The following is a 22,797-nucleotide window of genomic DNA, read 5'->3' on the forward strand; positions in this document are numbered from 1 at the left end:
AAATAAAAGTACCAGTATGTATTTCCTGTGTTTCCATTTTGGTAACATCTGTTTATTCTAAGTTTTCTACACCATAATACCGATATATCGCTGAACCAATGTATTTTGTAACACCTTTTCCGTATTGTTTATCTGTGTCTTCTTCCAACTGAGAATGATTCAAATAATCTTTAGCCATTTCTAATAATAATACTCTTGCATTATCCATTTTAAAAAGATTTTTACAACTTTTCCCCAATCTTTTTACTGCTTTCATTGACATATCTTCATCTGAATTTTCCATTGCACAAGCAAACTGTTTATAAATCAAGTCCATCTCATTTTTTTGCTCTGTAACTTCTTCTCTAGTTCCTGTTGACTTCAGACTTGCTTCTACTGCTTTTTCTTTACTTCCATATATCTTAATTAAATGCTCACATGCCTTTTCATCTTTAAAGCCTTCCGCAACAGATTCTTTAAACTTCTCAATATCTCCATAATGCTCGATAATTATTTTCTTGTCTTCTTCACTCATAATTTTTAAAGAATGTTGTATTATTTTTTGAATATCATCTTTATTAAATGTTTCAAAACTCATCTTGTCCTCTCCTTTCAACACATCAGAAATCAATTCGATAATACCATTCAAACGATTCCGTTTCATTTCTAGCATCATTTTCTGTGTTTCAAGAATCTTACGATTATCACTTTCAGAATTCTTCATAATTGCTTTTATTTCTGACAATGGAACTTCCAGTTCTCGAAAAAACATAATCTGACGTAATTTTTTCAATGAGCTTTCATCATATAAACGGTATCCTGCTTCTGTTACTTTAGCAGGTTTTAACAAATCAATTTCATCATAATATCGTAATGTTCTTATGCTAATTCCAGTCAATTCTGATACTTCTTTAACTGTTTTCATAAGTCCTCCTTTCCCTTTCATCGTAAACCGTTACGTTACTAGAGAGTCAAGATGTTTTTTCTATTTTATCACAAATTCAATAAAACCGCCCTTAATTTTACAAATGAGAAATGACGCAAATAATGTTTCCACTACCTACGCCATTTCTCATTACATCTTTGAAATATTTACTCCATTTTCTTTCAATCTTTACTCCATTCTAAAAATCTGTTACGATATTTTGCGGTATTCTACGATACCTTTTCTTTGAAGAAAAATGTCTGTAAACCTTGATTTCAAACGAACTTTTCAATATTTCCAAGCACTTTATTCTGTTGTGAGATTTTCTTTCAAATTATTTCTGCACAATAATTTCATAATTTTCCTTTTTTAATGATTGTTTATCTATTACATCCACCGAAAATATTTTCTTCTCTTTTTTTTCAAACACTACATCAAAAATAATATATGTAAGTATTGCCTCTTTAATTGGTGTTAATACATTGAAATATAACATCTCATACGACTCTAAGCATATATTTTGTGTTGAAACTCTATTCAAAAAAGATACTATCATATTCACCATTGATTCAGAACAAAAGTTTAAAGCAACGCAAAGAATATAAAACACACCAAACACAATATATTTTTTACTTTTATCATTTTTACGATAAAAAAATAACACCACTATAAATAATAAATACATTGTAATACTCATGAACGCTTTAATATCTTCCATTCCTCTGAGTATCGCATTATTTTTTAAGGAAAACACAGCACAAATGTACAAGACAAACATAATCGTGAAAAATGGTAATATCAATTTTAATAAATACCAAAAATCAAATTTATTGCCATCAATTTTTCTTTGTATACGATTTAATAACAAAGGATTCATTGGTGTACTACAAATAATCGTAGTAACAAATGATGCCAAAGGTCTATCCGTCATAAAAGACATTATAATCAATACGATATTTACTATCCAAAATATTATTTCTGCTATTATCCTTTTCACTATTAATGTCACTCCCAATCTATTCTTCTCCAAAGTCAACTTTTTAATATTCTAAAAAATGAGAGCATATCACTTCCGCAATATACTCTCATCACTCACAGCGTTCCCTTTCTATTTTAAACAACAAACAAATTCCTCGTTAAGAGGTTGGGTAAATTTCTTTACCCAATACCCTACCCAATCTGTACCCAAAATAGCACGATATTTTGTGAGATTTTACAGTAGTTTATAACACTTGTCAAAATAGCTAGAAACCGCTTAAATACGCTATTTAATTCGCTTTTTACCAGTCCTACGATTGATAAATTAGTTTCCCATCTGCTTTGCAACTTCCTCAGCAAAGTTCTCTTCTTTCTTCTCGATTCCGTCTCCGGTCTCGTAACGAACGAAGCCTTTGATTGTAATCTTAGCGCCGTTCTCTTTAGCAACCTGTGCTACATAGTTGCCAACAGACTGTTTTCCATCTTCAGCTTTAACATAAACCTGATCAAGAAGGCAGATCTCTTTAAGCTCTTTCTTGATACGTCCTGCGATCATTCCCTGGATAACCTTCTCCGGTTTCTGGGATTCCTTAGGATCGTTCTGGATCTGAGCCATAAGGATTTCTTTCTCATGCTCGATATACTCAGCGCTTACTTCGCTGTCGCTTGTGTAAAGAGGTTTCAGAGCTGCAACCTGCATTGCAACGTTCTTAGCCATCTCTTTAACAGCGTCGTTTACAACATCTGTCTCAACGTCAACAAGAACGCCGATCTTTCCACCCATATGTGTGTAGGAAGCAACGAAACCGTTCTCCTCTTTCATCTGAGCGAATCTACGGATGTTCATGTTCTCACCGATAACTGCGATCTGAGCTGCAAGAGCTTCTTTAACAGTCTTAGTGGTATCAAGTGCCCATGCCTCTGCAAGGAAAGCATCGATATCAGCTGCTGTAGTTGTCAGAGCCTGAGCTGCAACATCTGCAACATACTGCTGGAATTTCTCGTTCTTAGCAACGAAGTCTGTCTCGGAGTTAACCTCAACAACAACTGCGTTTTTAGCATCGTCAGCAACAAGTGTCTTGCAAAGACCCTCTGCTGCAACACGGTTTGCTTTCTTCTGAGCGGTAGCAAGACCTTTCTCGCGAAGAAACTCTACTGCTTTATCCATATCGCCTTCTGTAGCTGTAAGAGCTTTCTTACAGTCCATCATACCAGCGCCGGTCATCTCTCTTAACTCTTTTACCTGTGCTGCTGTAATAGCCATTTTCATTTCCTCCTGATTGATAGTGTGTTGTAAGGACCTGTCCGTCAGCTGTGGATATGCCTATGCAGGCATAGCTCATTCACAGCTGATGTCCAGAATTTTCACAAATTATTCCTCTGTAGCGAACTCTTCAGACTCAGCCTGGATTTCTCCCTCAGCGTCTGTCTGTCCCTGGTTTGCTTCGATAACTGCGTCAGCCATCTTGGAAACGATCAGTTTTACAGCACGGATAGCGTCATCGTTACCCGGGATTACGTAATCCAGTTCTTCTGGGTCACAGTTAGTATCGCAGATTCCGATAAGCGGAATTCCCAGTGTATGAGCTTCCTGAATGCAGATCTTTTCCTTCTTAGGATCTACTACGAAGATAGCATCTGGAAGTCTCTTCATTTCTTTGATACCGCCAAGGTTCTTCTGAAGTTTATCTAATTCTTTTCTTAAAGCGATAACTTCTTTCTTAGGCAGAACATCGAATGTTCCATCAGACTCCATGGTCTCGATCTCTTTCAGTTTCGCAATACGGCTCTGGATAGTCTTGAAGTTGGTAAGCATACCGCCTAACCATCTCTCATTTACATAGAACTGTCCGCAACGCTCAGCCTCTGTCTTGATAGCGTCCTGAGCCTGTTTCTTAGTACCAACGAAAAGGATATTTCCGCCGTTAGCTACGATATCAGCGATTGCATTATAAGCATCGTCAACCATTCCTACAGACTGCTGTAAGTCGATGATATAGATACCATTTCTCTCTGTGTAGATGTATGGAGCCATTTTAGGGTTCCATCTTCTTGTCTGATGTCCGAAATGAACACCTGCCTCTAAAAGCTGTTTCATTGAAATAACGCTCATGTCTTTTTCTCCTTTTGGTTAAATTCTTCCGCATGAATCCTTTTCCTCTCGGACCCAGCCTCACACCGCAGGGCACCATCCTGGGAATCTCCATGCGTGTTTGATGATTTGCAACTTTTGCATTATAACATGACAAAACCCTCCGTGTAAAGAGGGTTTTTGCAAATTTTTCCGCTATTTTAGGGTTTTTTTTCTTTTAACAAGGATTCTCAGATTTCTGTAAAATAGCCATTCTGTACAAGTTATCTGCCATCATTCAGTGCAGCCAGCTCTTCCTCCGTCAGTTCCCGGGCCTGTCCTTTCGCCAGATTTTCCGGCAAAGTCAGAGGACCCATGGAAATTCTTTTCAGATAAATTACTTTCTTTCCAACAGCTTCCATCATTCGCTTCACCTGATGAAAACGACCCTCGTGGATTGTCAGAAGAATTTCAGAACACCAGATGCTGCCCTCCAGATCTGACTTATGTCCTGCAGCATTTGAATTGGCCATCACTGCTCCTGATTCACCTTCGACATTTTTACAGTCAACATTCTCTTCCCATGTTCTGAGAATCTCCAGCTTCCCCGGCAAGGTCGGCTCCTCATCTCCAATATCCACACCTAACCAGATCTTCTCTATATCCTCCGGCACCACTTTTCCTTCCGTCACCGCGAAATACGTCTTATCCACATGTTTCTTCGGGGAAAGCAGTCTATGTGCAAGCTGTCCATCATCTGTAATAAGAAGCAAGCCTTCCGTATCCTTATCAAGACGTCCTACCGGAAAAAGATTCCGTCTGCCATCCTTTGGCACCAGATCCAGAACTGTCTTTTCCCTGGTATCTTCTGTGGCACTTACATAGCCGGCAGGCTTGTGCAAAAGATAGTACACAAACTCTGCCCTTGCTCCAAGACGCTCTCCGTCAAATTCTACCACATCCGTCTCCGGATCTATTTTCAGTTCCGGCTTTTTCGCCTTCTCACCATTTACCTGAACCATTCCCTTCTGGATCAGCTTCTTCACTTCCGTTCTCGTACCAGCTCCTGAATCCGCCAGAAATCTGTCCAGTCTCACTGCTTTTCCCATTCTTTATAGTAGCTCTCCTTCTTTATTCCTTTTCAAAAACCTCAAAGGATAATGCCCGCTGTGAATCCTCTTTCATAAATTCCGGAACATCCTTCGCCATTATGGACCACGCTGCCTCTGATTCCACTCCGTCAATCACAACCTTCAGGCTGACCCATTTATCAGCTTCTCTTTTTTCCCAGAATGGCACCATCCGGTAACATCTTAGAACCTTTTTCAGTTCTTCCAGCTGTTCCGGCTGATCGTAAACTACAGGAGAAGAATATTCATTATGCTCTTCATTCATATAATATTCCACTTCCACAGTGCTCAGCTTCACATCCTCCATAGAGACAGGATACCCTGTTTCCTTCAAAATTTCAACAGTCCTTTTAAACTGCGGGAATACATAAAAGCATGCGGAAAAATAATAGTCTCCGGTTCTGCCAGGCACCATGGCATCAACAGATTCTGCAGATGGTACTCCGGAATACTCAATGGTCAGGCTTGCACATGGCTCTCCGGTCAGCACTTCCGGATCCGCCTCCTCCACATCCTTACGAAATGCATCCACCAACAGCTGTCTCTTTGCCTTATTGTCCTGGAAAAGGGAAATAGATTCTCCTGTAATAAAATCGCAGCGCACCTCATCCACATATTTATCATCCAGCTTCAAAATGGAATAGCGCTCAGACTTTAAGGTTCCCTCCGCATATCCCTCTTTATACAAGTTCTTCTGATTCTCTGTGCTGACCATATAAGAGCGATAAACAGTTTTTCCGGACTTCAGGTCATAACGCATCTGAAGTCTTGATGTATCATTAGAAGAATCCCATATATCGCCGTTCCACAGCGCTCTGTTGTCACTATCTTCTGAAAGTGATCGGCATATAACCTTGTTTTCCTTCACAATCTGCTCCACACATGCATAAATATCAGGACTAATGCCCAGATTATTGCCCAGAAGATCTCCATTCCTATAATATCCGGAATCCTGTGTGGAAATCTTGCCATCTTCATTTATTTCAACGCTATAAGTATTCTCCCATCCACCGCCATCCATAAATTCAGCTGCAATATTTTCGATTTTATCATAAGAAGGGATATAGTTGTCGTATCCAGTCAGGTCAAATAAGAACATACAGGCCACAAATGCTACACAGGCCCCGCTTACCACAAACTGTATTTTATTGGAGAAAAATTTTCGGAAATCCCTGTAATAAATAATTCCCATTATCCCTCCTGAAAGAAGGGTTCCAAAAATCAATCCGAAAATCCACCATACAATTCTGGAATTGTCACTTGGAAGCATATAGAAAATAAGTCCGATTCCAAGTCCTCCGGGAACCACGATCATAAATCTTATAATTTTCCCAACCCATGGAAAAACAAAGGCCATACCGGTTCTTTCGGATTTTCTGTATACAAATGCATAATATCCAAGAACGCCAAAAGCGATTGTCACCAGAAGCACAATTCCCAGAATGCCACCATAATTTTCTTCTGCATATTTTCCCACAAAGGTGTAGGCAAGGATGACTGGTGACGCCATTTCTCTCAAGCCTTTTATATAGCCATAGACACCTGCACTGCTGGTATAATAAAAGGCATATTCGTAAAACTGCAGAGTAACAGAAAGCACCGGTCCATAAGCAGCCACTGCAATAAGCAGAAGAGCTCCCATAAGCAGATGACCGGTAATGCAGATTACCAACACAACCGAAAAATACAAAAGCAGATATAAAAGCAAATGAAATACCATCATCAAAAATGCCAGTTTCATAAGATGAAGGCTGAAAAATCCCCTCATTGCCCCGATGCAGACGGAGAAAAATTCCATTGCCAGATATGGAAACAAATAATACAAAAGGGACTGCAAAGTCTTATGCCAGAACATTCTGCTTCGTTTCACCGGAAGACTGTGATAGAAATCAATTTTCCGCGGTGAATAGAGATACCAGAACTGGCTGATTCCGTTAAACAATGCTGCAACTGCTGCAACTGCAAGTCCGGTGATCATAAATCCATCCTGCCACAGATTTGCATAAAGTGCATTGATCTCCCTGGTGGTATATCCCATTCCAAACCAGTTTCCCAGCATGATCAGCTCTGCCACCGGAAATGCCAGAAGAAATCCAATGGTCACAAAAGCCGGGATCCACATCATGCCTTTTGATGACACCTTCATATATCTGCTAGAATAAATTTTTGATTTCATAGCCAGCCACCTCCGTTTCACTGATAAAAATTTCCTCCAGGGTCAGAGGAAGCACCTCCATAAAGAGAGGATTTTTTGCCTGGATTTTCTCTATGATCTCACTTCTGGTTCCCCGGGCCGTTATCATAAGAAGAGAACCCTGATGCTGCACCTTCAAAACCTGAAGTTCCTTTTCCAGTTCTTTTTCCTGCTGTCTTCCACTAAGCACACACTGGATCTTGTGAATGTGAAATTTCATGTCTTCCAGATCTTTGGAAAGAAGAATCCCCCCTTTATGCAAAAGTCCGACATGATCGCAGATATCTTCCAGTTCGCGCAGATTGTGAGACGCGATCACAGGAGTAAATTCCCGGTTCATGATCTCCGCTGCAAACAGGCTCTTTACTGCCTGACGCATTACCGGATCAAGTCCATCAAAGGTCTCATCGCAAAACAGATATTTCGTTGCCGCGCACACACCGATGATTACCAGAACCTGTTTTTTCATACCTTTGGAAAAAGTTGCAATTCTGCGATTTTCTTCCAGATGAAATTGTTCCATCAGTTCATGAAAAAGCCTGGTTCGAAACTGAGGATAAAAATTTCGGTAAAAGCGCACCAGATCCATTGCTGTATAATTTGTCGGAAAATAACTATCATCTGAGATATAAAAAAACAGTTTCTTTGCTTCTTCATTTTCATACACTGGCATACCGTCAATCTGTATTTCCCCTTCATCTGGCTTTATAATTCCAGCCATCATCCGAAGCAGGGTGCTTTTCCCAGCGCCGTTACTGCCCACAAGACCAAACACTTCCCGCACCCCAACATCCAGAGTTGCTTTATTGACCGCTTTGACAGTGCCAAACGCCTTACTGCATTCTTTGACTTCTATCATGGCTTCTCCTCCTTGTAACACTCCCTAATAATGTAGATCAGCTCTTCCGCTTCCATTCCCATAGCCTTTCCCTTCCGGATCAGGGTTTTCAGTTCTTTTATATAGGAAGCTTTGCTAAGTTTACGCACTTCTTCACTGTCTGCAATAAAGTTTCCTGTTCCTTTAACCGGGTAGATCAGTCCCTCCTGTTCCAGCTGCATGTAGGCTCGCTGGATGGTGTTGGGGTTGATCGATAATTCCATGGCCAGCTGCCGCACAGAGGGCATTCTGGAGCCTGGCTCCAGTACTCCCTTCAGGATCAGGTTCCGGAATTTCTCCTCCACCTGCTCGTACAGTGGCCTTCTGTCCTGATAATCTAAAACGATCATAGACAGGCCTCCTCCTTTCTAAGTGTATTAATACGTTTAATACACTTAAGATAGCATATGTGTACTTTAAATTCAAGACGGGAAATTCTTAAATGTTTATAAAGTGGAATGCGCCAACAAAAAACCTTCTCACAATCTCCCCTGTTTTTCCAGGATTTTGTAAGAAGGTCTTCTATTTTTCTTAATATATTTCTGATTATGCTTTATATCAGCCTCGTACATCCTCGTTTCTGATAATTCTTATAGCATCTCCAGATACCATAAGTTCCTGCAAAAACAAGAAACAGATTCAGTGCAATTACGGATGTGGCTCCTGTATGATCCAGCATGTACAGCATCACATCACTGACCAGCAGGCTCCAGATATTTGCCCCCATATGAAGAAATACACTGGCAAACAGATTTCCTCTCCATTCCAGGATCAATGCGAAAAGCAATCCCATAATAGTTGCATACACTCCCTGGAGCAGATTCATATGGTAAATTCCAAATGTCAGTCCTGAAAACAGTGCAGCTGTGATCACGCGCATATTATCTCTCATACGAAGAAATACCAGCCAGCGGAAAATAACTTCTTCTGCAAAAGGTGCTGCAATCCCCATCCAGAAAATCAGACTCCAGATACTTTTCCCCTCGGAAATCAAGGACTGAGTTTCCTGATAAGCTTCCGGATTCAAATATTGCTGAAAAAGCCCTACCAGAATGTTTCCATATTGACCAAGAAATGCGCCAATTATAAGAAACCCCAGAATTTCAGGAACAGGAAGGTGACGATCAGCTGCAGGATATAATATCCCGGTTTCTTTTCTTCTTGAAAAATCGCCCCGATACAACAATATGCAGGGAACTGCAGCCAAAATCCCTGTCAGACCAGTCAGCATAAGCACATGCTGGTAATATGCACTCATATCTGCGCCAGTCCGCTGCACCAGAAAATACAGTCCCAGATAGGAGACAAGCTGGGAAAGCACAAAATGGATTCCCACCGGATACAGACACTTCCATGCCAAAACCGGCATTTTCTGTTTTCTTCTGGGGCTCAGGCGAAAAAATCCAGTATTTCCTCTGCCGAATTCACAATTTTAAAAGGATGGGCATTTTTCAGTTCTTCTTCGGTTCCGTACCCATAGGAAACTGCAATGCATTCCAATCCGGCGCGTCTTGCCCCAAATACATCATGCTCTTTATCCCCCACCATGATCACCTGGTCACGGTGTTCAGAAAATCCCAGCCGCTTCAGAGTTTCCTCGATCACCTCTGTCTTATTGGTTCGTCTACCCTCAGGCTCACTTCCAACCATCTCGTCAAAATAAGAATCAATATGGAAATATTCCGCAACAATCTTCACAAAATTCTCTGGTTTGGAAGATGCAATGGCAAGTTTGTATCCTCTTTGTTTCAGTCCGGATAACATTTCCGGAATGCCAGGATACAGTTCATTCTCATAAATCCCCACTGGTGCATATCGTTCTCTGTAAATCCCAACTGCCTTTCTTGCCGTTTCTTCGTCAATTCCCGCATATTCCTGAAACTGCTCCAAAAGGGGCGGTCCCACAAAAATGCGCAGCTTCTGAAGATCTGGTTCTGGTTTTCCCACCTTCTCCAGAGCATATTGTACGGATTTGGTGATTCCCTCCCCGGAATCGGTGAGAGTTCCGTCCAGATCAAATAAAATAGCTTTGTACATCTGTGTTTTGCCTCCTGTACCGTCATGTAATTTTTGTCGTTGATTTTTCAGGTCTTTCGCTATATGAGTGTTAATTATAACATCATTTCTTTATAACGTCCAGATGGCAAAATCTTAGTTGATGGTTACCATTCACTCCATGACCAGTAACAATTGATGCACACTTTCAAAACTCCCATATAGGCATATGCACAATTCTTCTCCCATCTATTACCGCAATCACCTTCACAGTATTTTCCTTCGCTGTAATCGGCTGGTCAAATATAAGGGTATCCCCCTTCTGGTGCCAGAAAATCTCATCACCATTTAAGTTCAAAGACAGAATTGTAACATCCTGCTCACCGGTAGTTCTTATAACTTGTATTTCAGGATATTCATTTACAGGGACTGTTTCTTCGTGTACAAAACGTATTGTGCCATTTTCATTATCATTTATGTTATTGTTTTTATTTATGTTTTCATTTTTTTCTCTATTTTCATCATTTCTGTTATAGAATCCAAGTCCATGAGATGTCTTTGCCATTCCTACTGCTGTAAAAACCGTGCCGGCCCCCGTGAGCTTCAAGTACTCACTGGTATTTTCTTTTTTGGAACTTTCCGTAATTTTTGCTTTGACCCTATTCTCTTTTTTCCGATAAGTATTCTTTGTTTCTCTGGCAGTAATCCTGCTTTCACTTATATTTTCATCTGCTGCGGTATCTTCTGACTTTTCTTCTTTGCTTTTTGAGCTATCCTTCTTTACACGGGGAGTGTTTTTTGTAGTATTGCTTTTAGACTCAGTTCCATTGGCACTGTTGTCTGCATTTATATTCGTTTTCTTATTCTCTGAGTTTTTGTTTGCCGGTAAGGCTGCCGTGACACTGTTTTCTTTCTTTATTTCTTTCTTGTTTTCTTTTGGTCTTCTCTCAGAACCCGCAGCTTGAGGTTTTTCCCAGCCCTCCTCATCACCTGTGTTGTCACCGTTCTCTGTTTTCGACAAGCCAGCTCCTGCGTTGCTATTATTGCTATTATTGTTGTTACTGTTATTATTCCCGCTGTTGTTATCGTTACTGCTGCCGCTATTATGACTGTTATTATTACCGTCATTTTCTATGTCATTACTGCTAGTACCGCTATTCGCGCTGTCATTATTGCTGTTGTTATTACTTTCATTACCATTACTGCCCCCATTTTCTTTCTGCTCTGGCTCCGTAGTTTCCTGATTTCCTTCAGCCTCCTCCCAATTATCAAATATACCTTCATCAGCACCAATATCGATATCAAATCCCCCAAATTCCCCACCATAGGTGTAAAGCATACCACCTTTGGTAATAAGTAAAATCACGGTCACCACCAGAAAAATTCCAGGTTTCCGAAAGTTATTCCAGATGCTGTGCGAATATATACCTTTTCGATTTGAATTTTTCGCAATTTTTCTCCTTATGCTTCTCCATCTTTTCATTTTCCCTCACCTGTTTCACTTTCCATCTGTTTTTCCCAGATTTCAACGCTCTTACAATCCGTCCCATCTGCCTTACTGCTTCTGTATAAAACATAAAGTCTCCTGCTGGAATTCTTCTGACCTCTTCGCAAAAGGAACAGTCCATATTTCCCATACCCTTCTGCAAATTCCGGCGCATACAAAAGCAGCTGCTCATAATACACGGCGGCCCGTTCCCACTCTTTCTGAAGTTCCGCATTTACCGCCAATAATAAAAGCAATTTTCTCTGCTCTTCATCTTTCGTATATTCTTTTTGCAGTTTTTGCAAAGCACTTTCTGCATGCTCGCATTTTTTAAGAAGAAATTTATCTGCTTCTTTGTCTGTACTTTTTTTATCCGCTTCTGCTGCAAATTTCTTTGACAACGAAGAAGACTCATTTTCCTCTATCTCGTAATATCCTTTCGTTACTTCTGCCAATGCACTTTCGAAAGCTGCCTGCTGCTCTGATCCTGCAAGAAATACACCTGCAGCCAGCAAAATCCCCGTAGTTCCAATCACCACCGCTGCATTTTTTCTGGCAAGCCCTTTTCTTTTTCCTATACCAGAAAGCATTTTTCTTGCCTGTGCCGCATTTTCAAATCGTCTTTTCCCCTGAGGCCGGGTACATTTATAGAGAAACAAAGCAAACCCAGGAACTTTCCACAAAACAGATAACCAGTTTTTTCCTGCCAGCGCCTGTAATGTTTTTCCCAAAGCATAAAGATCACTGGAGCTGTTTACTTTTCCCTCATATTGTTCTGGAGCTGCAAAGCCTTCTGTTCCCATACAGATCCGCTGATTTTCTCCAAATCCAAACACCGCGCTCCCAAAATCCACCAGATACAATTTGCCCGAATCTGAAAGCATAAGATTATCCGGTTTCAAGTCCCCATAATATACCGGCGGCTTTTGCCCATGAAGATATTCCAGAACTGCAAGCACAGTGTCTCCGTGGGAAAGAAGCTCATCCACTGCAAAAACATGTCCCTCCTTTAACATCTGTCCAAGGGACTTTCCACGAATATATTCCATGATCAGATAACAATGATCCCCATTTTCCACATAATCTACCATCCGTGGAATGGATGGATGTTCCAGAAGCCGCAGCAGTCTGGCTTCACGCTTTTTCTCAAGGGGAAGTTCTTTTACTGCCCAGTAATTTCCAAGCTCCATATCCCTGGCAAGGTACAAATGCCCCTCCCCACCTGCACCTACCTGCTCCAGGATACAGTAACGCATTTTCAAGATCATACCTGTAAGATTGATGATAATCACCTCGATTTTCACATAAAACGCAACCCTTTACCAACAACAAAAACGAGACAAAAAAGGCTTCAACTCCTTGTCCGCGTAAATTAAGTGAATGCTGCCGATGACTTCCGGCAAATGATAAATATAAACAGAATAAAAATTAGTGATTATGAAATGCCCGCTATTCTGAAGCATGATAAAAAAACTCCAGATCAGACATGTAAGAATGTAATCAGAATTATAACATTTAAAGTCCATTGTGAAAAGCACTTTATAAAAATTTTATAAGTGCTTTTCACAATCTCAGATTAAATCTGAATCGTCCTTCCCAGTTCTGCGGACGTTCTGTGTGAAATGGAAATAACGGTACGATCCTTTGCCACACGTTTCAATGCGGCCAGAACAGCCTTCTCTGTCTCCGCATCCAGGTTTGCAGTAATCTCATCCAGAAGAAGCAGTTTGGGCTCTGCCACTGCTGCCCTGGCAATGGATAGCAGCTGCCACTGTCCCTGGGAAAAAATCTCCGGGGTGCAATAAGTATCGTAACCATTTTCCAGACTCTCAATTGCCTCTTTTAAACCTGTAAGCTCTGCAACAGCCTTTACCTGACGCTCAGAGATCCGGTCATCATATAATGTAATCTGGTCGCGTACGGTTCCCGGCACCATGTGAAAAGTCTGCTCTACGTATCCAAAGAGTTTCCGTCGTTCTCCAGCCCTCACAGCCGTTGCCGGAATGCCGTGGAGCAGTACCTGCCCCTGATCCGGCTCATAAAGTCCAAGAAGCAGCTTCAATATCGTACTCTTTCCTGCACCAGTTCGTCCGAGTAGAGTCACCTGATCGGTATCCATCACCTTGAAATTCAGATGTTCCAGCACCACATGCTCATCATAGCCGAAGGTTACATTCCGGAATTCTACAAACGGAAAACTATTACTGCCAGAAGCTCCCAGTCTGTGCCTTTCTTCCATATCAGCCATCGCTTCCTTTCGGCTAATCTTTTCATTTCTGTTTTCTTCTATTTTTGTTGCCGGATTATTCCAGGTTTTCTCGGTATCTCCATTCTCCTGTGCGCCATTTTCTTTCTCCTCCAGCCCAAAGAATTCATTAATCCTATGGATTCCAGCTACCGCGGACTGGATGGTCTGAATCTCCATTCCAAGACTTTCCACCGGCGAAAAAATCTGTGAAATATAGTTGATCACAGCCACTGCAGTTCCCGCAGACATTCCAAAAAACGTGAGCACCATCTTATTTCCAGATGCTGAAAGCAGCATCACAGCTGCAACCACGACTGCATTTAAAATCAAGATCACCGGTGAATATACTGCATCATAAAAATTGGTTCTCTCCATTGCCTGGTAACTTTCACCGATGTAAGTGTCGTAACGCTCTTCCATATATTTTTCCCTGCCAAGGCAATGGATGGTACGGATATTATGAAGGGTTTCCGGCACATGTCCAGAGGCTCTTCCCACAGCCTTACGGTTTTCGATCTGGGCTGCCAGCATGTTTTTCTGCACATGTCTGGTAAACCAGAAAAGAAATGGCAGTATTACAAGAAGCACCACAGCGAGACCCTTATTTTCAAACCAGATCACCACCAGAATACTGATAATCTTGCAGGCGTCAGCAAACATACTGATGATCCCTGAGGTAAAAAGATTTTCCACAGTATCTACATCACCAACAAAGCGTGAAGCCAGAGTTCCAGGTTCCAGCCCTGTCAGTTTGTCAGAAGTAAGGCATATGAATTTTTCCATAAGGCTGCTTCTAAGTGCATGTGTGATTTTCTGCCCAAATACGGTAAGCAGACCTTCCCTGGCAGATTCCATGAATCCGGTAAGTGCAAGCATTGCAAAATAAAGGAAAATCACCCAGAATGTCACGGCTTTTCCCGCTGTAACTGTATCTACGATTTTTGCCAGGATCAGCGGCGGGATAAGAGCCGTTACCACTGCGCCTGCTACAGCAAAGACAATACCCATAGACAGCCATTTCTGCTGCAGAACTGTTTTCCAGATCACACCTTTTACCTGTCTTTTTTTCGCTTTTGCAATTTTCCCTTTTCCCTTGTTTTCTACCGGAAAAACATTTGCATCTGACCTTCTGCTCTTTTCCAAAATCATATTTTCTTCTGATTTCACGTTGTTCTTATTTCTGTCTGTCTTCACTCTCTGCACCTCCTTCCTCAGTAAATAATTTCTTATACTCCGGTACCTTCACAAGTAATTCTTCATGCGTACCCACCACTGTTTTTCCATCTTCCATCCAGATGATCTGATCCATCTGCGGAAACAGATACAGACGGTGGGAAATCAGCAGCACAATATTCTCTTTCGCCTGTGCTTTCAAATTGGCAAAAATCTGTCTCTCGGTGCTCTTATCCAAAGCCGAAAAAGGATCATCCAGAACCAGAACTGGCTTTTTGTGGCAAAGAGTTCTTGCAAGAGCCAGACGTTTTCCCTGTCCGCCCGAAAGACGTACGCCACCATTTCCTACCAGAGTCTGTAAACCATCATCCATCTCATTTACTTCTTCTGCCATGCAAACCATTTTCAGGAAATCCTCTGTCTTTTTCTGTTCACCCATAAGCACATTGTTTTCCACGCTGTCGTTAAACAGCTCCGGATCATGACCAAGATAGCCTATGATATTCGTCTGCCAGGATGGGGGCATATTCTGAAGTTCTTTGCCATCCACAAGAATCTGACCTTCATATGGATACTCGCACAAAAATACTTTTCCCAAAGTAGACTTTCCGCAGGCCACTGGTCCGGTGATTCCGATCATCTGCCCTTTTTCAGCCTTGAAGGAAATATCCTTCAGAATCTGTTTCCCGTCCGGATAAGCAAAATTCAGATGACGGACCTGTAATTGTTTTACGCTCCTGCAGCGGATTTCTGACTGGGCTATCTCTAGCTGAGATAGCTCTTTCTGCGACAAGGTTTCTTCTGCCTGTTTAGCAGACATATTTTCCTGCCTTTCCACTTTCCCATTTTCCAGAATTCCAGACACATTTTTCTCACTCTTTGGGATTTCTTCCTGCTTTGTCAAAAGCGGCTTAATACGCTTCCAGGAAACCTGCGCCTTATGCACTGCATTAAACAGCTTCGCTGCACTGGATGACTTCACAGACAGCTTCACAAAACATGCCAGGAAAGTAGTAAAAGATGCAATCGTCCATGTGCTCCAGCCTGTTCCCAGAACATTTTTCTGTCCAAAATACAGGATAAACAGTACCCCGGTCATGGAAATGATCCGGTACAAAGGCGGCATGATGGAATTCCAGATATTCGCTTTTACTGCTGACTTTTCATAAGCGGTAAGATTTTCTTCATATGCCTTGCGGCGCTCCTCTTCACATCCAAAAACACGGTATGTAACAGCATTTTCCGCCCGATCCAGAGTCGCTGTACTTAAATGTCCAGACTGCTCTTTGTATGCAGTTCCGGTTATCTGGATCATTTTTTTCATTTTTTCCGCCGTCATATAAGAAACCGGCGGGAAAATCATGCAAAGCAAGGCAAGCCTGAAATCATACCACAAAAGCATTCCTGCATAAGCAGCCAGGGCAACTCCTGTATCAAAAATCTCCGTAGTGAATTTGCGCATTCCCTCTACGCAGTCATCCACATCCAGGATTGCCTTGGTCATAATGCTTCCCTCGCCCTCTTCCCGAAGGCTTGCACGACTTTTCCGCACCAGACTGGCGTACAGGATTTCTTTCATTCTGCGATTTACATTGTTGGCAAAACGCCGCACATAAAACCGCTTAATATACCTGGCAGTCTGGACAATTGCAATGGCGGTCACATAGCCCGGCACCAGAACCAGCATATCTGAAAACTGGTCAGCCCCTTGCAGGATATCCACCAGGCATCCGGTCATTTTCCCCTCAAACCAGGGGCCTGCCAGAAGGCCGATATTATAGATCAAACCGGAGATAATCACTGCCAGAAGCACTTTCCATTCTTTCTGGAAATAGGAAAACACCCTGTCCGGCTGAAAATTTGTATGATGTTTCGCTTTCATCTGACATTTCCTTTCTGCCTTAAAGCATAACGATACAAAAATGAGACAAAACACACTATGTAAGCTTTACCTCTTATCGCAGCAGCCGTCAGCGTCTCATGCAGGCATGAACCTGGTCACGTCGCTTGCGTAAAGAAAAAAGGAGCCGCTCACTTCCAGCTTTTCCAGAAAGTGCCGCAGCTCCATACCACAGACCATGCCCTCATAATCTGCTTATTATTTTATTACATCTTATCCGGTGCCTCGAATCCAAGAAGATCAATACTTGTCTCAAGCACTCTCTTGGTCAGCTGCAGAAGACGGATATAGGATTCCTTCTGCGCCTGATTCTCTTCGCTGAGGATCTTGGTCTCATGATAAAAGCTGTTGAATGCATTGGAAACCTCATAAATATATGCACAGATTTTATGCGGAGCTTTTTCCTCAAATGCACTCTCGATCATACTTCCAAATCCACTGAGCTGAAGCATCAGGTTCTTCTCGCTGCCGTTAGATGCCGGAAGGATCTCACCTGCTTCAAGATTTCCGCCTGCTTCCACATAACGGTTCAGGATGGATTTGATACGAACGATTGTATAAAGGATGTACGGACCTGTATTTCCCTCGAAAGAGGTGAAGCGGTCTACATCAAAAATATAATCCTTGGTAGCCTGATTGGAAAGATCGCCATATTTAATTGCTGCCAGACCTACAATCTTAGCAGTATCTCTTGCATCTTTATCACGGACACTTCTGTTCTCTACGATCTTTGTGAACATTTCCTCATCAATATCGGCAATCAGGTTCTCAAGGCGCATAACACCGCCCTCTCTTGTTTTGAACGGTTTGCCATCTTTTCCATTCATAGTACCGAAGCCAAGGAAGGAAAGCCTTGTGTCTTCTTTCACAAGACCGGTCTTTCTTGCGCAGCGGAAGACCTGAATAAAATGAAGCTCCTGACGTTTGTCAACAACGTAAAGGATCTCATCTGGCTGGAACAGCTTCATACGCTCTACAATTGTGGCAAGGTCTGTAGTAGTATAAAGAGATGCTCCATCTGATTTCAGAAGCATACATGGCGGGATTTCCTTGGTATCGGTCTCCTCTTTAACGTCTACAACAAGCGCTCCCTGATCCTCATATGCAAAGCCTTTTTCCTTCATCATCTCTACCATGTCCGGAATGTAAGGCTGCGCATCAGACTCTTTTTTCCACAGATCAAAGGATACGTTCAGATTCGCATAGTTTCTCTTAAGGTCTGTAACAGAAACACTCATAATGTGGTTCCAGAGAGCCATGTACCCCGGCTTACCCTGCTGAAGAAGATGAGTTGCCTCCAGTGCTTCCTGACGGTATGCCTCATCCTCCTTGGATTTGCCGCTTGCACATGGATAAATCTCCTCAAGCTCACTGATAGTAAAAGGTGCCTCTGCAGGATATTCACCTGTATAGCTGTCATCAAAATATACAAGCTCCGGCTGTCTGTGCTTCAGCTCTGTAATGATCAGTCCCATCTGAAGTCCCCAGTCACCAAGATGAACATCACCGATCACCTTATGGCCTACGAAACGACCGATTCTCTTAATACTTTCACCAATAATTGCAGAACGGAGATGACCTACATGAAGAGGTTTGGCAACATTCGGTCCGCCGTAATCGATTACGATGGTCTTCGGCTCTTTGGCTGTGTCTGCACCAAGCTTCTCATCCTTCTCCATCTCTTTCAGATAATCTGCAAGAAACTCTTCGCTGACTTTCAGGTTGATAAATCCGGGCTTTACCATTTCTTTCATGGAAAATACTTTGGAATCTGCCAGATTGCCCACTACGTCATCTGCGATCATAAATGGTGCTTTCTTATAAGCCTTAGCTCCCGCCATGGCACCATTGCACTGGTATTCGCAAAGGTCAGGACGGTTGGAAACGCCTACTTTACCGTAGGATGAATCGTATCCTGCTTTTTCAAATGCTGCAGAAAGCTCTTCTGCCATGTAGTCTGTAAGTTTTTTCATAAATCCTCCTAAATTTTCTTCTCAGAGAGAATACTTCTGTTTTCTTCTGAATTCGTTCCGAAAATATATATTCTATTTCGGAATCTTTTCTAAAAAAATCAATTCTTTTCAATTACTATCTATAGGTGACATCCAAAACTAATGTTTATAAACTATAGCCATTTCTTAGCTTCTATGCAGTCACTTTCTTAGAACATGCGATTGCAAGAGAACCATATCCAATATGGCATGCCACACTAAGTGACAGCGGATCCATATGGATTTCCATACCAGGAAAGGTTTCCTGCATCTCCTGCTTCCACTCTTCTGCCTCTTCCGGATTACCTGTGTAAGCAGCCTGAAGACACATTTCTCCATTCTGGACAAACGGTGCAAAGCGTCCCTCAAAATCTGCCTTCATAGCCTTCAGCATAGTACGTCTGGCCTGCTTCTTGCCTCTTACCTTGGCAAAAGCATCCAGCTTCTCACCCTGGAGCTGCAGCACCGGCTTCAGATTCAAAACGGTACCTATTGCAGCTGCAGCAGGTGTGATCCTGCCGCCCTTTTTCAGATATTTCAGGGTTTCCAAGGTAATATAAATACTGGAATTAAATTTCTCTTCTTCCAGGATCTTCTTAATTTCAGCTCCGCTTTTACCTGCATCCCGAAGGGCAATCGCGTCCACCACAGATTGACGCTGGGTTACGGAAATTCTCTGATTATCTACCACGTGCACTCTGCCCTCATACTCCTGGGCAAGTCCCATTGCAGTAGCACAGGTAGCGCTGAGACCACTTGACATGGGGATCTGTACAATCTCATCATACTCTTTCAGAAGGTTGTCCCATAATCCCATAGTCTCTCCCGGGCTTGGCTGGGAAGTGGAAATAGAAGCATCCGACTTCAGCCACTGATAAAATTCATCCTGGCTCAGGGTAATTCCCTCCAGGTACATTTTCTCATTAATAAAAAAAGGCATAGGAATAACAGACACTCCAAGTCTGCGTCCTTCCTCCTGTGTAATGCCGCTGTTACTGTCCGTTACAATGGCAATCTTACTCATTCAATCTCTCCTTATCTCATAAAAACTCATGTTCCTGTTCACTTCGTTCACAGCAACAGGCTTCGCGAACCTTACCAATGAACAGTAACAAACTTGCCGCCGTCCTGCCTTTTCTTCTGGCAGCTGGTTCTTTTTTTCCCAGTAAACAGCGACTGTAAATCTTCTTTCCCTATTCAGGGTCTTAAAGTCTATTATAATACCTGCGCTCCAGTCTGGCAAACACTTTAAAGAAAAGTCTCGAAAAAAATGTACCAAAATATTTCTTCATCTATAAAATTCTTTTGGCAAAAAAGAAAAAAAGACAGCCTACACCGCCCCTATAAGCAGTACTGCTGCCCCACATTTTATAATACAGCCAATTCCGCTCATCAGCCGCTCCGCCTGCGCCATAGTTTTCGGGAACATGATGTACCAGCGGAAAGCTTCCATTGTTTTCCGGATCTTCGCAGGCCAGAAAGAAAAATCTGACCATTTGTCCGGCAGCCAGCTCTGGGGAATATAGGATAAAAGCCTTACGCAAAAAAAAAGGCCGATTCCCCACAGTAAAATTCTAATAACAAAGCAGCTACATTTTCTAAAATCAATTTTCTTTTCTCTACTTCTTTGAATTCCATTTTCCCAGGTTCCGCGCTCCATCTCATACAGCCACCTGGAAACAGTTCTTATAAGCATTACAAGAAAAGTCACTGGAAACCAGGGCAAAATCACTTCCAGCCAGCTGTCATCCACTAATATTCCGGATAGTCCGTTTCCCACGAGAAAATCAGATGCAGCACCCTCCAGTTCCTGACCTTTTTTACCTCGGATCAAAACCTGAGTGCAAACCAGATTTTTTTGTGGCGGACGGATAAGGATCATATGCTGATTCCAGGATACCACACCTCGCACTCCGTAAATCTGCTCTCCCACAGTCAACTGACTTCCCGCACAATTTTCACTGCCGAAAAGCTCCAGGGCTGTGTCTTTATCGATCACGCATCCGGTTTCATCATTCTCTTCTAATAAAGCAGCCTGTCGGTCATACAAAGCAGCCATTCCCACAATGCCTGTCACCCGGGCATTTGTCTGTCTGAAATCCTCTGGATTCGTAACCACCTGAACTCCTCCATTCCACACAAAACAGAAATCTGTAATCTCATCACTACTTTGATAATTTTCCCAGATCTGCTTCGCCAGGTTTACTGCAGGATAATCTCCATACAGTTCAACCACCGCTGTATCTGTTTTTCCCACCTTCACATAATCTTTCATTCCAGAATAAAATAAAGCTGCGGCCAGCAATACTGCCATAACAACCTTCAGATATTTGGAACAGTAATTCTTCTTTTCACTTTCCATGCTAATTTTCAGAAATCCTCACCCTGCTTCCATCCTTCAGTTCCCTGTCTGCCTGGACGATCACAGCCTGATCCGTAGAAAGGCTTCCCTTACCCAATGCAGCAGTTGTCTGGTTTCTATCCTGCACAGTAACTTCCACTTTTCTTGCAACCATTACCGTTCCAAGCACTGTATTTTCTGTGTCTGTAACATACACATAAACCTTCCCATTCTCCTGGTACAGCGCTGAAAGCGGAACGCAGCAGGAATAAGGTCCAGCATCTTTTGATATGGAAAAATCTCCGCTCTGACCGATGGACAGACTGTTCGCCGGCATTATGATGGACAGGTCACGAATATCATTATCCTCCTTATTTTCTGTTATATTTTCCACTGTTGCTCCAGAAATATCATTATTGTTATTATCTGTGATTTTCACATCTGCGCCGGCAGATACATATTTTATATCATCTTTTGAGATGGTACCAGTCATTCGAAGAGCACCATCGGCTGAATATAAAACTACTGCTGCAGTCTGTCCTGTAAGGTCTCCGGTTTGCACGGACAGACTTTTGATCACACCGTCAGAAGGAGACGAAATCACTCCCTCTGTACTTTGAAGCACTGTAACCTTTTCCATATCTGCTCTGGCATTTTCCAATTCTCTTTGTACGTTCTCCAAGGTACTGTCTGAAGCCTCCGGCGTACTGGCATCGGACACCGCTTTTCCAGCACTTGCCAGAGTCTGGTTTCTTCCCGCGATCACTTCATTTAATGCTTCCTGTCTGGCTCGCAGATCATCCTGAAGGGCAGTTTCTGTGGCGGAATCATCCTCCTGTGTTACAGTGGTCTCACCATCATTAAATCCTTCCTCTCCATCTGTGAAGCCACTTAAATCATCCCCGGAAGTCTTTGCTTCCTTTTCCCTGTAAAATTCGTCAAGCCGCTGTTGGGCTATCTGAACTTCCGCCCTTGCATTATCCACGGAAACATTTCCGCTTTGCACAGCCAGATCATAAGAATTTCCAGCCCATGTCTGCTCCGCTGCACGCTTCTGGCTGTTCACCTTTTTCTGGCTTTCCAGATCCTTTGCCTGCCCTTCCAGAGTTTTTACTTTATCGTCCAGATTCTTCAAAGCCGCCTGAATGCTGTTCTGGGATAGCTTCAATAAAATATCCCCTTTTTTCACAGTCTGCCCTGCATGTACCATCACCTGCTCCACTTGCAGATTTTCCAGTACAAACACCGCCACTTCCTGACTGCCCTCCACTTTTCCAGAGCCTTTCACCTCATGAGTGATCATCTGATTTGCCGGGTTCTTAGTCTGGATCTGTATCACATTTACAGAATCCGAAACTCTTGACAATATGGTAAAAATCAGCATCATTACAAAAAACAGGCAAGTTGCCTGAATTAATTTTTTCTTCATGTCAAACTCCCATTCTGTTCCTGAACATATTTGTAAAACACTCTGCATTCTAACTATTTCTTTTAAATTCCATTGACAAT

18 protein-coding genes are annotated in these 22,797 nt (G+C 42.3%); all 18 read right to left on the reverse strand.

The genetic code is table 11. The annotated features are described in order from the left end of the window. Window positions 1-52: 52 nt before the first annotated feature. Complete coding sequence (locus tag PGQ38_RS10715; RefSeq protein ID WP_117675395.1) at window positions 53-904, reverse strand: MerR family transcriptional regulator; 852 nt, start codon at window positions 902-904, stop codon at window positions 53-55. A 334-nt stretch (window positions 905-1,238) separates the two neighbouring features. Beyond that, on the reverse strand, window positions 1,239-1,919 hold the full coding sequence (locus tag PGQ38_RS10720) for a hypothetical protein (RefSeq protein WP_117675397.1): 681 nt from the start codon (window positions 1,917-1,919) through the stop codon (window positions 1,239-1,241). Window positions 1,920-2,207: 288 nt separating this feature from the next. Then, complete coding sequence (tsf, locus tag PGQ38_RS10725; protein WP_270431653.1) at window positions 2,208-3,146, reverse strand: translation elongation factor Ts; 939 nt, start codon at window positions 3,144-3,146, stop codon at window positions 2,208-2,210. A gap of 108 nt (window positions 3,147-3,254) precedes the next feature. Further along, complete coding sequence (gene rpsB, locus PGQ38_RS10730) at window positions 3,255-3,995, reverse strand: 30S ribosomal protein S2 (protein WP_118579468.1); 741 nt, start codon at window positions 3,993-3,995, stop codon at window positions 3,255-3,257. A 242-nt stretch (window positions 3,996-4,237) separates the two neighbouring features. After that, complete coding sequence (locus tag PGQ38_RS10735; protein WP_270431655.1) at window positions 4,238-5,062, reverse strand: pseudouridine synthase; 825 nt, start codon at window positions 5,060-5,062, stop codon at window positions 4,238-4,240. Window positions 5,063-5,084: 22 nt separating this feature from the next. Continuing rightward, window positions 5,085-7,259, reverse strand: coding sequence for a DUF6449 domain-containing protein (locus tag PGQ38_RS10740; RefSeq protein WP_270431656.1), 2,175 nt, complete (start codon window positions 7,257-7,259; stop codon window positions 5,085-5,087). Then, the gene (locus tag PGQ38_RS10745) at window positions 7,237-8,136 is read right to left on the reverse strand and encodes an ABC transporter ATP-binding protein (RefSeq protein WP_237963396.1); all 900 of its coding nucleotides are present in this window, start codon (window positions 8,134-8,136) and stop codon (window positions 7,237-7,239) included. The genes PGQ38_RS10740 and PGQ38_RS10745 overlap by 23 nt, the downstream gene beginning before the upstream one ends. Continuing rightward, the gene (locus PGQ38_RS10750; RefSeq protein WP_270431658.1) at window positions 8,133-8,504 is read right to left on the reverse strand and encodes a GntR family transcriptional regulator; all 372 of its coding nucleotides are present in this window, start codon (window positions 8,502-8,504) and stop codon (window positions 8,133-8,135) included. The genes PGQ38_RS10745 and PGQ38_RS10750 overlap by 4 nt, the downstream gene beginning before the upstream one ends. Window positions 8,505-8,707: 203 nt before the next feature. Then, window positions 8,708-9,523, reverse strand: coding sequence for a CPBP family intramembrane glutamic endopeptidase (locus PGQ38_RS10755; protein ID WP_118579453.1), 816 nt, complete (start codon window positions 9,521-9,523; stop codon window positions 8,708-8,710). A 20-nt stretch (window positions 9,524-9,543) separates the two neighbouring features. Continuing rightward, on the reverse strand, window positions 9,544-10,191 hold the full coding sequence (locus PGQ38_RS10760; RefSeq protein ID WP_173735037.1) for an HAD-IA family hydrolase: 648 nt from the start codon (window positions 10,189-10,191) through the stop codon (window positions 9,544-9,546). A gap of 166 nt (window positions 10,192-10,357) precedes the next feature. Next, window positions 10,358-11,632: a hypothetical protein gene (locus PGQ38_RS10765; RefSeq protein WP_270431661.1), complete on the reverse strand. Its 1,275-nt coding sequence runs from the start codon at window positions 11,630-11,632 to the stop codon at window positions 10,358-10,360. Continuing rightward, on the reverse strand, window positions 11,629-12,939 hold the full coding sequence (locus PGQ38_RS10770) for a serine/threonine-protein kinase (RefSeq protein ID WP_173718316.1): 1,311 nt from the start codon (window positions 12,937-12,939) through the stop codon (window positions 11,629-11,631). Before PGQ38_RS10770 ends, PGQ38_RS10765 begins: the two co-directional genes overlap by 4 nt. 272 nt (window positions 12,940-13,211) lie before the next feature. Beyond that, window positions 13,212-14,891: an ABC transporter ATP-binding protein gene (locus tag PGQ38_RS10775; protein ID WP_226815230.1), complete on the reverse strand. Its 1,680-nt coding sequence runs from the start codon at window positions 14,889-14,891 to the stop codon at window positions 13,212-13,214. A 166-nt stretch (window positions 14,892-15,057) separates the two neighbouring features. Then, window positions 15,058-16,938 carry an ABC transporter ATP-binding protein gene (locus PGQ38_RS10780; RefSeq protein WP_270431663.1) on the reverse strand — a complete coding sequence of 627 codons (1,881 nt, stop codon included), beginning with the start codon at window positions 16,936-16,938 and terminating at the stop codon, window positions 15,058-15,060. Between the two features lie 224 nt (window positions 16,939-17,162). Next, on the reverse strand, window positions 17,163-18,929 hold the full coding sequence (gene argS, locus PGQ38_RS10785; protein ID WP_118579438.1) for an arginine--tRNA ligase: 1,767 nt from the start codon (window positions 18,927-18,929) through the stop codon (window positions 17,163-17,165). Window positions 18,930-19,101: 172 nt separating this feature from the next. Then, window positions 19,102-19,971, reverse strand: a complete 870-nt coding sequence (locus tag PGQ38_RS10790; protein ID WP_173771893.1) for a DegV family protein — start codon at window positions 19,969-19,971, stop codon at window positions 19,102-19,104. Between the two features lie 306 nt (window positions 19,972-20,277). Further along, window positions 20,278-21,309, reverse strand: a complete 1,032-nt coding sequence (locus PGQ38_RS10795; RefSeq protein ID WP_270431665.1) for an ABC transporter permease — start codon at window positions 21,307-21,309, stop codon at window positions 20,278-20,280. A gap of 1 nt (window position 21,310) precedes the next feature. Further along, a complete protein-coding gene (locus tag PGQ38_RS10800; RefSeq protein ID WP_270431668.1) occupies window positions 21,311-22,717 on the reverse strand; it encodes an HlyD family secretion protein in 1,407 nt (468 codons plus the stop codon). Between the last annotated feature and the right edge of the window lie 80 nt (window positions 22,718-22,797).

The sequence above is a fragment of the Blautia faecis genome, from assembly GCF_027662325.1.
Lineage (GTDB): Bacteria > Bacillota > Clostridia > Lachnospirales > Lachnospiraceae > Blautia_A > Blautia_A faecis.

Excerpts from the sequence above, each read along its gene's own strand:
- PGQ38_RS10790 (WP_173771893.1), bottom strand. The coding sequence starts at position 19,971 with ATGAGTAAGATTGCCATTGTAACGGACAGTAACAGCGGCATTACACAG.
- PGQ38_RS10800 (WP_270431668.1), bottom strand. The coding sequence starts at position 22,717 with ATGAAGAAAAAATTAATTCAGGCAACTTGCCTGTTTTTTGTAATGATG.
- PGQ38_RS10765 (WP_270431661.1), bottom strand. The coding sequence starts at position 11,632 with ATGAAAAGATGGAGAAGCATAAGGAGAAAAATTGCGAAAAATTCAAAT.
- PGQ38_RS10780 (WP_270431663.1), bottom strand. The coding sequence starts at position 16,938 with ATGAAAGCGAAACATCATACAAATTTTCAGCCGGACAGGGTGTTTTCC.
- PGQ38_RS10735 (WP_270431655.1), bottom strand. The coding sequence starts at position 5,062 with ATGGGAAAAGCAGTGAGACTGGACAGATTTCTGGCGGATTCAGGAGCT.
- tsf (WP_270431653.1), bottom strand. The coding sequence starts at position 3,146 with ATGGCTATTACAGCAGCACAGGTAAAAGAGTTAAGAGAGATGACCGGC.
- PGQ38_RS10755 (WP_118579453.1), bottom strand. The coding sequence starts at position 9,523 with ATGCCGGTTTTGGCATGGAAGTGTCTGTATCCGGTGGGAATCCATTTT.
- argS (WP_118579438.1), bottom strand. The coding sequence starts at position 18,929 with ATGAAAAAACTTACAGACTACATGGCAGAAGAGCTTTCTGCAGCATTT.
- PGQ38_RS10795 (WP_270431665.1), bottom strand. The coding sequence starts at position 21,309 with ATGGAAAGTGAAAAGAAGAATTACTGTTCCAAATATCTGAAGGTTGTT.
- PGQ38_RS10740 (WP_270431656.1), bottom strand. The coding sequence starts at position 7,259 with ATGAAATCAAAAATTTATTCTAGCAGATATATGAAGGTGTCATCAAAA.
- PGQ38_RS10775 (WP_226815230.1), bottom strand. The coding sequence starts at position 14,891 with ATGGGTATTGTCTTTGCTGTAGCAGGCGCAGTGGTAACGGCTCTTATC.
- PGQ38_RS10715 (WP_117675395.1), bottom strand. The coding sequence starts at position 904 with ATGAAAACAGTTAAAGAAGTATCAGAATTGACTGGAATTAGCATAAGA.
- PGQ38_RS10760 (WP_173735037.1), bottom strand. The coding sequence starts at position 10,191 with ATGTACAAAGCTATTTTATTTGATCTGGACGGAACTCTCACCGATTCC.
- rpsB (WP_118579468.1), bottom strand. The coding sequence starts at position 3,995 with ATGAGCGTTATTTCAATGAAACAGCTTTTAGAGGCAGGTGTTCATTTC.
- PGQ38_RS10745 (WP_237963396.1), bottom strand. The coding sequence starts at position 8,136 with ATGATAGAAGTCAAAGAATGCAGTAAGGCGTTTGGCACTGTCAAAGCG.
- PGQ38_RS10750 (WP_270431658.1), bottom strand. The coding sequence starts at position 8,504 with ATGATCGTTTTAGATTATCAGGACAGAAGGCCACTGTACGAGCAGGTG.